Below are 14,429 nucleotides of genomic sequence, written 5' to 3'. Positions count from 1 at the left end.
GAAAGGGTCCAGCGGCAGAAAAAGAAGATCGTCAGACAGGCTTGAGCCAGCTCTCGGCCAGCGCGCCCCAATAGGCGGCACCCGTCAGCAGGATATCGTCGTTGAAGTCATAGGCGGGGTTATGCACCATCGGCCGCGACACGCCATTGCCGATGAACAGATAGCTGCCGGGGCAGCGTTGCAGCATCCAGGCGAAGTCTTCGCTGCCCATCAGCGTGCGGGTGTTGCCGTCCACCGCATCGGCGCCTAGCAAGGCGACGCCAACCTGGCGAGCGAACTCGGTTTCTTCGGCGTGATTGACCAGCACAGGATAGGCCGGGCGGTGTTCGATCTGCGCCGTGCAGCCAAAGCTGGCAGCCTGGGTGTGGATGATGGCGAGCACGCGCTCCAGCATCTGTTCGCGCACCTTGGGGTTGAGCGCGCGCAGGCTCAGACGCAACAGCGCCTCTTGGGGAATCACATTGGCTGCCTGGCCCGCTTGCAGCGCGCCCACCGTGACCACGGCCGCTTCCTGAGTGTCGATATTGCGCGCCACCACCGTCTGCAACGCCATGACCAGGCTCGCCGCCGCTACCAACGGGTCCACCGTCAGATGTGGCATGGAGCCATGGCCGCCAACGCCTTCGAGGGTCACCGTGAGCAAGTCCTGCGACGCCATCATCGGCCCGACGCGCAACCCCAGATGCCCCGCCGGCAGCCCCGGCATGTTGTGCATGCCAAACAATCCATCGCAGGGGAAGCGCTCCAGCAAACCATCGGCCAACATGGCTTCGGCACCACCCTGGCCCTCTTCGGCAGGCTGGAAAATCAGGTTCAACGTGCCGTCGAATTGCCGCGTCGCCGCCAGGTAACGCGCGGCGCCAAGCAGCATGGTGGTGTGGCCGTCATGCCCGCAGGCATGCATGCAACCGGCGTGCTGGCTGGTGTAGGCCGCGCCGGTAGTTTCGATGATGGGCAACGCATCCATGTCAGCGCGGATGCCCAGGGTGCGCGAGCTGCTGCCATTGCGCAGCACGCCCACCACGCCGGTCTTGCCGATGCCGGTGTGCACCTCATAGCCCCATTCCCTCAGGCACTGCGCCACGAGGGCCGAGGTGCGGTTCTCTTCGAAACCGAGTTCAGGATGGGCGTGAATGTCGTGGCGCACGGCGCGCAAGTCGCCGGCAACGTCGCTGAGCCAATCCAGGATGTGCTGGTGTGGGCGCATGGTGATTCTCCTCACAGGCGGGTGTTCCCGTTCTTGTTTGCTGCACATCGCCAGATAACCGCGAAGTGCGCATGAGGACAATCAAAGGTGGTTCCACCCTGTGGAACCTCAGGGCTCCAGGCGACACCCCTGGCGGTCGCCCAGCCACCTCGCCGTGTGCGTGCGCCCCAACCCGCTCGCCGCTACCTCACTGCGCTCCGGGTTATCACTGAACGCACTGGTCGGCACGTACTGCTTCACATACCCCCGGCAATACGCTGCCGGATTGTTCTGCACATACCGGCACGAACAGTATTCCTTGGCCGTATACGCCGCGATGATGTCGGGGAAGGCTTGCAGGTTGACGCGTTCGTGCCAGCCCCACCCCAGCAAGGCGAGCAACAGCAACAGCAACAGGCTGGTAAACGGCCGACGACGAATCATGGTTGCACCGCCGCCAGCACGCGCTTGAGCAGTTCGTTATGGCGATAGCTGCCGTCGCGGTCATCGCCGTAGCGCACGATCACCAGGTGTTCATCGGGCATCACGTATAACGCCTGGCCCCAGTGGCCGAGGGCGGCGAAGGTGTCGGCGGGGGCGTCAGGCCAGGGTCTCGACGCGCCGGTATTGAGCCACCAATGCCCACCCGGGACGGCTTCATCCTGGCCGACCTTGTATTTGTCGAAGGGCTGGCGATTGAAGGCGACCCAGTCTTTGGGCAGCAGTTGTTGATCGCCCCAACGCCCGTCCCGCGCCATCAGCAGGCCGACCCGTGCCAGGTCGCGGGCGGTGAGGTAGGCGTAGGACGAGGCGACGAAGGTTTCGTCGGCGTCGGTTTCCCAGGTGGCGTTGTGAATACCCAGCGGCTTGAACAGCGCATCCCACGGGTAACTCATATAGGCCTTGTGGCCGAGCATGCCCTTGAGGGTGGCGGACAGGATATTGGTGTCGCCGCTCGAATAACGGAACACCTGGCCCGGCTCAGCCGTCGCGTCGGTGTCAGCGGCAAAGTCGGCCATGTCACTGCGACCACGGGTGTAGAGCATCGCCACCACTGACGATTTCAGCGGGGCGTATTCGTAGTCTTCCTGCCAGTCCAGGCCCGAGGCCCAGTTCAGCAGGTCGGCCATGGTCACCTTGGGGTGTTGTTTCATCGGCGGGTAAAAGCGCGCGGCGGGATCGGAGAGTTTGAAGCGGTTCTCGCCGTAGGCCACGCCGAGCACCGTGGCCATCAGGCTTTTGCTGACCGACCAGGTCAGGTGCGGGGTGCTGGCGGTGGTGGGCGCGGCGTAGCGCTCATAGAGGATCACACCATCGCGGATCACCAACAGCGCATCGGTGCGGATGCCTTTGCGGGTGGTGTCGTCACGCGGCGGGAACGCGTAGGCATTTAGGGCATCGACAGCAGGGCCTTCGAGCGGCGTGGCCTTGAGCCAGTCCTTGTCAGGCCAGGTTTCGGCATGGGTGGCAACAGTGACAAACAGCAGGGCAACATACAACAGGCCTCTGACCATGGACGCAGACTCAAGGAACGATCAAACCCGGGAGGCTAGTCAATGCCAATGACCGTTTGAAGACACCGCTCTGTTCTTGAAGGCATACGCCACGTCAATAACCTTTGTTGGTGAAGGCCCTCCCCGCTTGCCCCAACGCTCCTCTCGCCCCTTAAACACCAAAGCGGCGTGACCGTTTGATTCAAAGACGCCCATCCGACCCTGGGCCAACTGCTCAGGCGGCACAGCCTCCACCTCGTCCCAAACACCTAGCCGCCTGAATGTATATTCAAGGCGGCCGCCGCTATTCAGCACGTGCATCGCCTCGGTAAAGCTCGCCGGGCCAGACTCCTGATACCGTTTGGCGCTGACCGCGAACATGAAATTGGCATACAACACCGTCATCGGATCTTCGCCTTTAAGCTGCGCAACAGCTGCGGCCTGTTTCAATTCGTCCTTCGTCAAGAACGTCGATTCCCCGTTTCTCAGCGTGACATGGTAGCCATCGGCCGTTTCACGCACCGATTTGAATACGTCCGTAGGACGCTTGCCAAATTGCATCATCACCGCCTTGATCGCCGCAACAGTCGAGCAATTTGCTTTGTTCCACTGACTGAAATCGCCCCAGATATTTCCGACTTTCCCTCCACCGGTGGACGCCGCAGGTTTGTAGTCAAATAGTTTCTCTCCCGAAACATTGGGCTTTTGACTCATCTTTTCGCCATAGGTACGACCATCTTTAACCCGTGTGCCGGTATGCCCTTCCAGAGGCGCAGGGACTGAAAAGGAAGTCGGCGGGAAGGCCGATGGTGTCGTGTCAGGACGCGGGGGAAACTGCGTAGCAACGGGATTTGGCATAGGTGAGCGCTCTGAAAAGCGGAGCCTGTCTGAAGCTCCTGACAGCTTGAAGGCCCAACTGCCTTCAAACCCGGCCACTGGGTGACCAATACCCCTCATTGGGTTCCCGCGGTCTTCTGCCCTGCGGCTTGCAAGGCGCTGTCATCCAAGCGTCACCATAACTTCATGGAGATGACACCGAGCCTACATAGCCTGACTTTGGACAAACAAGTCGACCGGCCGAAAGGTGGCTGGCACTCGGAGATTCGCCATGACTCAGATCGCCCGCATCAGCGACACCGGCAATGAACGCCGTCTGCAAGCCGAACGCCTGGTTGGCGCGCAGGCGTTGCAGGAAGCCCAGGCCCTGCGGTTCAACGTGTTCAGCGGCGAGTTCAACGCCAAGCTGAAAGGCGCGGAACTGGGCCTGGACATGGATGACTATGATGTTCACTGCAGCCACATCGGTGTGCGGGACTTGAACAGCGGTCGACTGGTGGCCACCACCCGTTTGCTGGACCATCAGGCGGCCAGCACCCTGGGCCGGTTCTACAGCGAAGAAGAATTCAGCCTGCATGGCCTGCTGCACCTGCAAGGCCCGATCCTGGAGATCGGCCGCACCTGCGTCGACCCCGCTTACCGCAACGGCGGCACCATCGCGGTGTTGTGGGGCGAATTGGCCGAAGTGCTCAACCAGGGCGGCTACAGCTACCTGATGGGTTGCGCGAGCATCCCGATGCACGACGGCGGCATCCAGGCCCACGCGATCATGCAGCGCCTGCGCGAACGCTACCTGTGCAACGAACACCTGCGCGCCGAACCGAAAAAACCGCTGCCGGCGCTGGACTTGCCGTCCAACGTGATCGCCGAGATGCCGCCGTTGCTCAAGGCTTACATGCGCCTGGGTGCGAAGATCTGCGGCGAGCCGTGCTGGGATGAAGATTTCCAGGTGGCCGACGTGTTCATCCTGCTCAAGCGCGATGAACTGTGCCCGCGTTACGCGCGCCACTTCAAGGCTGCAATGTGATGAGCCGCCTGCGGGTTTACGGGCGCATTGCCCGCGTGCTGGTGGTGGTGGCGCTGGGCCTGAGCATGGCCAGTGTGTTTGGGGTGTTCGAGCGCTTGGGGATCGCCAATTCGATGGTGCGGCGCCAGCGTTGGTCGCGGTTTTTCATGGCGCGCCTGACCAACGCCCTGCCCTTTCGCGTGACGGTGCACGGCGAATTGCCAACGCAGCCGATGCTATGGGTGAGCAATCACGTGTCCTGGACCGATATTCCGCTGCTCGGTGCCGTGGCGCCGATGTCATTCCTGTCCAAGGCCGAAGTGCGCACCTGGCCGGTGGCGGGCTGGTTGGCGGCCAAGGCTGGCAGCTTGTTTATCCGCCGGGGTTCGGGCGACAGCCAGTTGATCCGCAAGCAGATGACCCGCCACCTGGAGCAACAGCACCCGCTGTTGATGTTCCCGGAAGGCACCACCACCGATGGGCGCAGCCTGCGTACGTTCCACGGGCGCCTGCTGGCCAGTGCGATCGATGCGGATGTGTCGCTGCAACCCGTGGCGATCCGTTACCTGCGTGATGGGCAAGTGGACCCGCTGGCACCCTTTATTGGCGACGATGATTTGCTCTCGCACTTGATGCGCTTGTTTGCCAATGACCAGGGCGATGTGGAAATCCATGTGCTCACGCCGATTGCCTGTGCCGGGCAGGAACGTGCGGCGCTGGCGTATCAAGCGCAGCAGGCAGTGCAGAAGGCGTTGTTCGGGCCGGTGCCGGAAGCGGAACATGTGGATGCTCGACCAGCATTCGCTGCCTGAACTCAAGTGAACACCGTTCAAATGTGGGAGGGGGCTTGCCCCCGATTGGGGTGTGTCAGTCACTGCATGCTTTGACTGAACCATTGCTATCGGGGGCAAGCCCCCTCCCACATTCAGCTTTACCGTGTCAGTTGGATCTGTGCGAATGCTTGCAGCTCGGGGTAGAACCGTCGGAAATCTTCACTCAGCGGCTCGTACAACTCTCGCAACTCGTGCATGGCATGCCCCAGTTCCTCAGGTTGTGTCAGCCGCCGCGAAATCCCCCGCAACACCTGATCCATCACCGCAAACTCTCGGTACGAACCCAGCCAATCATCCGCCGCCATATACGGCGCAATCTGCGCCAGTCGCCCCGGCAATTGCGGTTCGGCGGCAAGCACGCGGTACACCTGCGAGGTGAAGTGTTCCAGTGGCTGGTCGGCATACAGCGCCCAATCCCGCGCCAGGCAGTGGTCGAAAAACACATCGAGGACGATTCCGGCATAACGCCTGCGGGTCAGGCTGAAGCGTGACAACGCCTCCCCCACCAGAGGGTGGCTGTCGGTGAAGCGGTCGATGGAACGATGCAGCTGGATCGCCGATTCGATTTGGGGGCTGAACTGGCCCTGCAGGCGGCCTTTGACAAAGTCGCCATAGAGGCTGCCCAGCAGTTGCGCAGGAAGTTGGCCGCCCAGGTGCAGATGTGCGAGATAATTCATGGCGCGCAGTCTACCACTGCCGTCAACGTATCGTTATAACCCGATATACCGAATGAGCCTAGGCTCAGACCAAAATCATATTGGTATATCGGGATAGACCGATTTAAAGTTCGCCTCATCGCGATATAACGCTGTACGCAACCGAGCACCTGCCATGTCCATCGACCTCGACGAAATAATAAAAGCCCTGGCACACCCAGTACGACGAGACATCCTCACCTGGCTGAAAGACCCGAAAGTGCAATTCCCCGAGCAACTGCACAACCACGAATACGGCATCTGCGCCGGGCAGATCGACCAGCGCTGCGGCTTGTCCCAGTCGACGGTATCGGCCCACCTGGCCACCCTGCAACGCGCCGGGTTGATCAGCAGCCAGAAGGCCGGCCAGTGGCACTTTTTCAAACGCAACGAGGACACCATCCAGGCCTTCCTCGCGGCGCTCACCACCGAACTCAGCGCGCACGACAGCGCCGCGTTGTAACAAGGAAACGCCAATGCCCCTCTCGCTCCTCATACTGGCCCTCAGCGCCTTCGCCATCGGCACCACCGAGTTCGTCATCATGGGCTTGTTGCCCGATGTGGCGACGGACCTGGGTGTGTCGATTCCCGGCGCCGGCTGGCTGGTCACCGGTTACGCCCTGGGCGTGGCCATCGGCGCGCCCTTCATGGCATTGGCCACCGCCAAATTGCCACGCAAGGCGGCGCTGGTAGCGTTGATGGGCATCTTCATTATCGGCAACCTGCTCTGCGCCCTGGCCAGCGACTACAACGTGCTGATGTTCGCCCGTGTGGTCACCGCGCTGTGCCACGGGGCGTTCTTCGGGATTGGTTCAGTGGTGGCGGCCAACCTGGTGCCGGCCAACAAGCGTGCTTCGGCCGTGGCCCTGATGTTCACCGGCCTGACCCTGGCCAATGTGCTCGGCGTGCCGCTGGGCACCGCGCTGGGCCAGGCAGCCGGCTGGCGCTCGACCTTCTGGGCGGTGACGGTGATTGGGGTGGTGGCGTTGATCGGCCTGATCCGCTTCCTGCCGACCAGGCGTGATGAAGAAAAACTCGACATGCGCGCCGAACTCGCCGCCCTCAAGGGCGCCGGCATCTGGCTGTCGCTGAGCATGACCGCGCTGTTTGCCGCGTCCATGTTCACCCTATTCACCTACGTCGCGCCGCTGCTCGGCGATGTCACCGGCGTGTCGCCCAAGGGCGTGACCTGGACCCTGCTGCTGATCGGCCTGGGCCTCACCGTGGGTAACATCATCGGCGGCAAGCTGGCGGACAAGCGCCTGGCGGCCACTCTGATCGGCGTGTTCATCAGCATGGCGGTGGTTTCCACGGCACTGACCTGGACCAGCGTCGCCGTGATCCCCACCGAAATCACCCTGTTCCTGTGGGCCACCGCCTCGTTTGCCGCCGTGCCTGCGTTGCAGATCAACGTGGTGACCTTCGGCAAGGCCGCACCGAACCTGGTGTCCACCCTGAACATCGGCGCGTTCAACATCGGCAACGCCCTGGGTGCCTGGGTAGGCGGCAGTGTGATCGCCCACGGTTTCGGCCTGACCAGCGTGCCCTTGGCCGCAGCGGCCCTGGCGATTCTCGCGCTGCTGGTGACGCTGATTACTTTCCGTCAGGGCGGCGATGCCGACCTGGCCCCCGCGACTCACTGATCAACCACTTAAAGAGAAAGGTGTTATCCCATGACGACTATTTTCGATCCGATCAAACTGGGCGACCTGGAACTGTCGAACCGCATCATCATGGCGCCGCTGACCCGCTGCCGTGCCGATGAAGGTCGCGTGCCCAACGCGCTGATGGCCGAGTACTACGTGCAACGCGCTTCCGCCGGGCTGATCCTCAGCGAAGCTACTTCCGTGACGCCGATGGGCGTGGGCTACCCGGACACCCCAGGCATCTGGTCCAACGACCAGGTGCGCGGCTGGGCCAACGTGACCAAGGCCGTGCACGGCGCGGGCGGCAAGATCTTCCTGCAACTGTGGCACGTGGGCCGTATCTCCCATGAGTCGTACCTGAACGGCGAAAGCCCGGTAGCCCCGAGCGCGATCCAGCCTAAAGGCCACGTCAGCCTGGTGCGTCCACTGGCGGACTACCCGACCCCACGCGCCCTGGAAACCGCGGAAATCGCCGACATCGTCGATGCCTACCGCACCGGTGCCGAGAACGCCAAGGCCGCGGGCTTCGACGGCGTGGAAATCCACGGCGCCAACGGTTACCTGCTCGACCAGTTCCTGCAAAGCAGCACCAACAAGCGCACCGACCAGTACGGCGGCTCCCTGGAAAATCGTGCACGCCTGCTGCTGGAAGTGACCGACGCCGCCATCGAAGTCTGGGGCGCTGGCCGCGTGGGTGTGCACCTGGCACCACGCGCCGACTCCCATGACATGGGCGATGACAACCTGGCGGAAACCTTTACCTACGTTGCCAGCGAACTGGGCAAGCGTGGCATCGCGTTTATCTGCTCCCGTGAGAAAGAAGGTGCGGACAGCCTTGGCCCACAACTGAAGAAAGCCTTTGGCGGCACCTACATCGCCAACGAGCGCTTCACCAAGGACAGCGCCAATGCCTGGCTGGCCTCGGGCAAGGCGGATGCGGTGGCCTTCGGTGTGCCATTCATTGCCAACCCGGACCTGCCGGCGCGCTTGAAAGCCGATGCACCGCTGAACGAAGCGCATCCGGAAACCTTCTATGCCAAAGGCCCGGTCGGCTACATCGACTACCCGACGCTGGCGCTCTGATGTAATCCGCTGTTTGAGAGAGTCACGGCTTCAATGCCGTGGCACTCTTACTCCACCCTGCGTGCAGCCTCGTATACACAACTCTCCAACGGCCTTGCGCCTTCTTCAGACAGGTAATATCGAACATATCCCCGCACACGCGGATCTGACTTACACGCAGCGCGCACTTCATTATTCAGACTGGCATCCGCCTCGTAATTAAATGAAGGTTCGCTGCGGATGCTGAATATAAAAAGTCGCCCTCCTGCTTCACAAAAGACAAAAAAGCCGTCACCAGCCTTGAGCGTAGCCAACATCCTGGCCATGCTGGCAATTGTGTCGTTGATGCCGATTCAAGCTCAGGCTTATGCCGAACAGGGCCGCCTGAATGACGCCGCCAGTTGGCGCAGCGATGAGTTCAAGCTGAACTGGGGACTCGGCGCGATTGGGGCGGACTATGCTTACGCCCGTGGGTTAAGTGGCAGCGGCGTGCGCTTGGGTGTTTTTGACACCGGAACCGACTTGCGCCATGGCGAGTTTTCGGGGAAAGAGCATTACGGCTTACGCCTTTCCGAGCGAGGCTGTACCAGCGAGACGGCCTCTCGCATTGGTGATGGTTGCTATTTTACCGAAGGCGATCGCGCTCAAGTCCTGTACTTGGACAGTGCTGTCAGATACGAAGACCACGGCACTCATGTGGCTGGAACGATGGTTGCCAATCGAGACGGCAACGGCACGCACGGTGTGGCCTACGCAAGTGATTTGAGCGCAATACGGCTAACCATGAATCTATTCTATGTCGGGGGAGAGTTCCTGGGCGGACGTGAGGTGCAATCCGCCCAGATACACGCTGCCTATGCGCAACTACGCGAACAGAATGCAAGGGTTGTCAACCACAGCTGGAGCTCAGGTTCGCCGCTGACTGAAGCTGAACTTGATGAAGAGCTGGCTCAGGTATACAACGCTGGTAACGATCTCGGCCAGGGTTCCAGGGACTTTGGAATCCTGCAAATCTGGGCAGCGGGCAATACCAATATTGCGAACGTATCACCTGAGAACGCGCCGCTTGCCAGCACCGAGGCCAGCCTGCCGAGGATACTGCCGGAATTGGAGCGGTACTGGCTGAGTGTGGTCAATCTGCGTCAGGACCTCACTCTGGATCTCAGCTCCAATCGTTGTGGATTCAGCAAAGAGTGGTGCCTGGCTGCCCCCGGCACAGACATCACCTCCACGACAGTCAGCGGTGACATACAGACAACATTGAGCTACGGAGCAGATGGCAAACCAAACGAACTGAAAGTCACAGGAGATCGCCCAGACTTTGATTACGCAGAGGGTACCGGTACCTCGTTCGCCGCCCCGCAGGTCAGCGGCGGCCTCGCCCTGCTGATAGAGCGTTTCCCCTACCTAGACAACCCACAAATCCGTGACGTGTTGCTCACCACCGCCACCGACCTGGGCGCGCCCGGTGTCGACGACGTGTACGGCTGGGGCTTGATGAACCTGAAAAAAGCCATCGATGGCCCCGGCCAGTTGCGGGTCGACACCGACGTGAATATGGACCGTTACGCTGGTGGTACAAAAGTCTGGCAAGGCAGCGCCTGGGACGATTGGCGTAACGACATCGGCGGCCCTGGCCGTCTTGGCAAGTCCGGTGTGGGCTGGTTGCGTCTGAGCGGTGAAAACAGCTTTGCCGGGGCTACGCTCACGCAGGGTATTCTGGAGCTGGACGGCGTCAATCGCTTGAGCAGTGACGTCAAGGTAGAAGGCGGCGCGCTCATCCTCAACGGCACTCTGCACAACACTGACCTTAACGTCAGCGCGGGTCTTGCCCAGATCAACGGCAGCCAAACCGGTGCCAATACGCTGGTCGGCGCAAAAGGCACGCTAATGGGTGCCGGCACGCTGGCCAGCACTCGGGTTGAAGGCACGATCATGCCAGGTAGTGATCGCCAGGCCTTGAACATCAATGGTGATTATCAACAAGTCACCGGCTCGACGCTGGTTGCCTTGTCCCACGCGAACCCAGAGCAACCGGCGCTAAGCGTGACCGGCCAAGCCCGAGTCGACGGCGGCACGCTGCGCATGGTGCGCCAGGACGGCGCCCTGCCCTTGGGCCAGCGCTATACCATCCTGTATGCCGACAACGGTGTGAACGGTGGGTTTACGTCAATTGATCACAGCACACTTTCACCCTTCCTCAGCTTCAACCAACTACTGGACGCCAACAACCTGTGGGTCGATGTCGGGCGTGGCCGCTCACTGGCGTCGGCCGCCAACACGGCAAACCAGCGTGCCGTGGCGGATGCCGCTGACCGTGAGGCGATATCCGGGCCCTTGCCTCAGCGCCTCACTGCGCTGTTTGCTGAGCAAGCGCCGCACGCCCTGGATCAACTCAGCGGCGAATTGCATGCCAGCAGCCAGGCGGTGTTGATCGACAACAGCCGTATCGTGCGCGACGCGGCCTTGGATCGGGCCCGCAGCACGCCCGGTATGCGCAGTCGCGAGCCGCAGGCGCAACGGTCGAGCGCGTGGGTACAACTGCCTCGTCAATCAGGCGCAGCCGGCGGCGACGGCAACACAGCCCGAACAGCGCACACCACGACCGCCCTGCTGGTGGGTGTGGATCACGCCTTGGAACAAGGCACGAGGATGGGCGTGGTGCTCGGCAGTGACAATACAGACGTGAAAGCGGGCTCTCGAGGCAAGGCAAGTATTGACAGCTACCAGATCGGCCTGCACGTGGGCCATGCCTGGGACGCGTTCGGGCTGTATGCCGGCACGGCCTACGGCCAGCATGCGATTCAGACCAGACGGCGGGTCAACTTCCCCGGCATCAACGAACGCCTTTCGGCCGACTACAGTGCCCGCACCCTGCAACTGTTCACAGAAGCCAACTATCGTTTCGACCAAGGTGCCTGGGACTGGCAGCCGTATGTGCAACTGGCTCAGGTGCGCCAGCGCAGTGACGGTTTCAGTGAGCGCGGTGGCGTCAGCGCACTCAAAGGCAAAGGCTCAAAAGAAACCGTCAACCTGACCACCGGTGGCATGCGGTTCAACATTGACTTGGACAAAACGCAAATCGGCCCGTCATGGCTGAGCCTGCACGGTGGCGCAGCCTACACCCTGGCCAGCGGCGACCTGCAACCCACCACCGAGGCAGCCTGGGCCGGCGGGGCAAATCTGCAAGTGGGCGGTGCGCCGCTCAATCGCCGTACCACCCACCTCGAACTGGGCGCCACCGCCAGCCTGACCCGCGACAGCTCGCTGGAGCTGCGTTTGAGCCAGGAACGGGGCGAACGCTTGCGCGATCAAAACATCACTGCGCGGTACTCATTCAATTTTTAAGCAGCACGACTGCGCTCTAGAGTCTCAGGTCACGGTCAACGTCGCAAAATGCTGAAACGAAAAAGCCCCGGCTCGCAGGAACCGGGGCTTTTTCATGGGGCCTAGGAAACACTCCTTCACAGCCCTGCAACAAAATCGCTACAAAATACTTAGGCGGCTACCTATCAACCGCCCGCCAGCCCGTATATAAAGTCACCCCACCCATCAGGCAGAAGGACGATTGACAGTCCTTGGGCTTTACTGTTGACACAACCTGATGCAATTACGCATTTTGTCTCAATTGCGCAGGCTGGGGCTCCAGCGCAGCATGTCCAGCCCGGCGTCCACCCAGCGTTCGGCTTCCTGATGCAGTTGGAAGCTGTCGGGTACCAGCAGCCACTGGCCGATCAGCCCGTTGATGTAGGCGTGGATGCACACCGCGCCACGGGTGGTATCGAGGTTTTCCGGAAGTTGCCCGCGATGGACCGCATTACGCAATGTCAGGCCGATGCGCAGGTTGCATTCCTGGCTGTGGGTCTGGCGCTGGCGACGCATGTCGCACATTTCATCGGTGAATTCGCACTTATGGAACAAGATCTCGTTGATGCGCCGGGTTTTCGGGTCCAGGGCCACTTGATGGAACAAATGAATCAACAACTTGCGCATACAGCCCAGCGGGTCGAGTTCATCCTCGCTTTCACTGGCCCTGGCCAACTCGTCCAGCGGCTCATGCAGCGTGTCGAGCAGCGCCTGGAGCAAATCGGATTTATTGCTGAAATGCCAGTAGATAGCGCCCCGCGTCACACCGGCCAGCGCGGCGATATCCGCCAGCGTGGTCCGCGCAACGCCACGTTCATAGAAGGCTTGCTCGGCGGCCTGGAGAATCTGGCTGCGCGTTTCCTGAGCTTCCTCTTTGGTGCGACGAACCATGGCAGTAAAACCTCAATCGGGACACGGTGGGTGGTGGTTGGCCACCGTCTGAATCATTGTGGGACGACACCGTCATGGGCGCCGAACGTACTAAAATCGAGGCTTTGGGCGTTGCTTTGTCAACATTCCGCGAAGCCTGTCAAGAGTTTACAAACAACCATGAACGTAAGTATATTGCGTAGCAAGCTACTTATCTACTCACAGCTTGTTTTTTACCCTTCCACACTTCTTGTGCGCACCTTGCGCGCCTGACCCGAGGATCTTCATGCAACTTAAGCCAGCTGTTACCGCTCTGGTCACTGCCGTCGCCCTGGCATCGCTGCTCAGCGGATGTAAAAAGGAAGAAGCGGCTCCGCCCGCCCAAACCCCTCAGGTCGGCGTGGTCACCATTCAACCGCAAGCCTATACCCTGACGACCGAGCTGCCAGGCCGCACCACCGCCTACCGCATCGCGGAAGTTCGCCCACAGGTCAACGGCATCATTCTCAAGCGCCTGTTCAAGGAAGGTGGCGACGTGAAGGAAGGGCAACAGCTCTACCAGATCGACCCGTCGGTGTATGACGCCACCCTGAAAAGCGCACAGGCCAGCCTGACCCAGACCAAGTCCATCTCCGACCGCTACAAGCAGTTGGTCGATGAGCAGGCCGTCAGCCGTCAGGAATACGACACCGCCGTCGCCAACCGCATGACCGCGGAAGCCAACGTTCAAACCGCCCAGATCAACGTGCGCTATACCAAAGTGTTCGCGCCGATCTCCGGGCGTATCGGCCGTTCTTCGGTAACCGAAGGCGCGCTGGTCAGCAACGGCCAGGCCGATGCCATGGCCGTCATCCAGCAACTGGACCCGATCTACGTCGACGTCACGCAGTCTTCGGCCGAAATGCTGAAACTGCGCCGCGACCTGGAAAGCGGCCAGCTGGAAAAAGCCGGCGCCAACGCGGCCAAGGTCAAGCTGACCCTGGAAGACGGCACTGCCTATGGCCAGGACGGCAAGCTGGAGTTCTCCGAAGTATCGGTCGACCAGACCACCGGCTCCGTGACCCTGCGCGCCGTGTTCCCCAACCCTGACCACACCCTGCTGCCGGGCATGTTCGTGCACGCCCAGTTGCAAGCAGGCGTGAACAGCAAGGCCATCCTGGCACCGCAACAAGGCGTGACCCGTGATATCAAAGGTATCCCGACCGCCATGGTGGTGAACAAGGACAACAAGGTCGAGCAGCGTCAACTGGTGGCCAACCGCACTGCCGGCGCCTACTGGCTGGTGGAAAAAGGCCTGGACGCCGGTGACCGCGTGATCACCGAAGGCCTGCAATTCATCAAGCCGGGCATCGAAGTCAAGGTCAAGGACGCCGACAACGCCAAGCCTGCCGGTTCTGCTCCCGCTCCTGCCGCCGCTGCTGGCCAGGGGGAGTAA

General features: G+C 61.3%; 13 protein-coding genes. 7 read left to right on the top strand and 6 right to left on the bottom strand.

The annotated features are described in order from the left end of the window. Nucleotides 1-31 precede the first annotated feature (31 nt). The 4 genes from AC3WP7_RS03625 to AC3WP7_RS03610 form a co-directional block, all read right to left on the bottom strand. On the bottom strand, nucleotides 32-1,207 hold the full coding sequence (locus AC3WP7_RS03625; protein WP_092241308.1) for a M20 aminoacylase family protein: 1,176 nt from the start codon (nucleotides 1,205-1,207) through the stop codon (nucleotides 32-34). A 108-nt stretch (nucleotides 1,208-1,315) separates the two neighbouring features. After that, nucleotides 1,316-1,630: an amidase gene (locus AC3WP7_RS03620; protein WP_092241307.1), complete on the bottom strand. Its 315-nt coding sequence runs from the start codon at nucleotides 1,628-1,630 to the stop codon at nucleotides 1,316-1,318. Further along, nucleotides 1,627-2,700, bottom strand: a complete 1,074-nt coding sequence (locus AC3WP7_RS03615) for a serine hydrolase domain-containing protein (protein ID WP_102593126.1) — start codon at nucleotides 2,698-2,700, stop codon at nucleotides 1,627-1,629. Before AC3WP7_RS03615 ends, AC3WP7_RS03620 begins: the two co-directional genes overlap by 4 nt. 39 nt (nucleotides 2,701-2,739) lie before the next feature. Next, entirely contained in the window at nucleotides 2,740-3,537 is a 798-nt protein-coding gene (locus AC3WP7_RS03610) for a hypothetical protein (RefSeq protein ID WP_146012710.1), read from the bottom strand. 250 nt (nucleotides 3,538-3,787) lie between these two features. Between AC3WP7_RS03610 and olsB the strand changes: the two genes are divergently transcribed. After that, nucleotides 3,788-4,543 (top strand): L-ornithine N(alpha)-acyltransferase, encoded by a 756-nt coding sequence (gene olsB / locus AC3WP7_RS03605; protein ID WP_003172415.1) that lies wholly within the window; start codon nucleotides 3,788-3,790, stop codon nucleotides 4,541-4,543. Further along, the gene (locus tag AC3WP7_RS03600) at nucleotides 4,543-5,334 is read left to right on the top strand and encodes a lysophospholipid acyltransferase family protein (protein WP_071488882.1); all 792 of its coding nucleotides are present in this window, start codon (nucleotides 4,543-4,545) and stop codon (nucleotides 5,332-5,334) included. Before olsB ends, AC3WP7_RS03600 begins: the two co-directional genes overlap by 1 nt. Nucleotides 5,335-5,453: 119 nt before the next feature. Here the strand turns inward: AC3WP7_RS03600 and AC3WP7_RS03595 are convergent, their stop codons facing one another. Further along, nucleotides 5,454-6,032: an acyl carrier protein phosphodiesterase gene (locus tag AC3WP7_RS03595; protein ID WP_093512125.1), complete on the bottom strand. Its 579-nt coding sequence runs from the start codon at nucleotides 6,030-6,032 to the stop codon at nucleotides 5,454-5,456. Between the two features lie 154 nt (nucleotides 6,033-6,186). Between AC3WP7_RS03595 and AC3WP7_RS03590 the strand changes: the two genes are divergently transcribed. From AC3WP7_RS03590 to AC3WP7_RS03575, 4 genes are all read left to right on the top strand, one after another. Continuing rightward, a complete protein-coding gene (locus AC3WP7_RS03590; protein ID WP_016975101.1) occupies nucleotides 6,187-6,513 on the top strand; it encodes an ArsR/SmtB family transcription factor in 327 nt (108 codons plus the stop codon). Nucleotides 6,514-6,526: 13 nt separating this feature from the next. Continuing rightward, nucleotides 6,527-7,693: an MFS transporter gene (locus AC3WP7_RS03585; protein WP_102593124.1), complete on the top strand. Its 1,167-nt coding sequence runs from the start codon at nucleotides 6,527-6,529 to the stop codon at nucleotides 7,691-7,693. Nucleotides 7,694-7,723: 30 nt separating this feature from the next. After that, nucleotides 7,724-8,779: an alkene reductase gene (locus tag AC3WP7_RS03580; RefSeq protein ID WP_102593123.1), complete on the top strand. Its 1,056-nt coding sequence runs from the start codon at nucleotides 7,724-7,726 to the stop codon at nucleotides 8,777-8,779. 279 nt (nucleotides 8,780-9,058) lie between these two features. Next, the gene (locus AC3WP7_RS03575) at nucleotides 9,059-12,106 is read left to right on the top strand and encodes an autotransporter domain-containing protein (protein ID WP_158243793.1); all 3,048 of its coding nucleotides are present in this window, start codon (nucleotides 9,059-9,061) and stop codon (nucleotides 12,104-12,106) included. Between the two features lie 276 nt (nucleotides 12,107-12,382). Here AC3WP7_RS03575 and AC3WP7_RS03570 read toward each other — a convergent pair whose 3' ends face one another. Further along, nucleotides 12,383-13,015 (bottom strand): TetR family transcriptional regulator, encoded by a 633-nt coding sequence (locus tag AC3WP7_RS03570; protein WP_071488878.1) that lies wholly within the window; start codon nucleotides 13,013-13,015, stop codon nucleotides 12,383-12,385. A 265-nt stretch (nucleotides 13,016-13,280) separates the two neighbouring features. Here AC3WP7_RS03570 and AC3WP7_RS03565 point away from each other — a divergent pair, with 265 nt between their 5' ends. Continuing rightward, entirely contained in the window at nucleotides 13,281-14,429 is a 1,149-nt protein-coding gene (locus AC3WP7_RS03565) for an efflux RND transporter periplasmic adaptor subunit (RefSeq protein ID WP_058425202.1), read from the top strand.

This window comes from Pseudomonas sp. FW305-3-2-15-C-LB1 (genome assembly GCF_058787615.1).
This window is presented reverse-complemented; position numbering and strand designations above follow the sequence as displayed.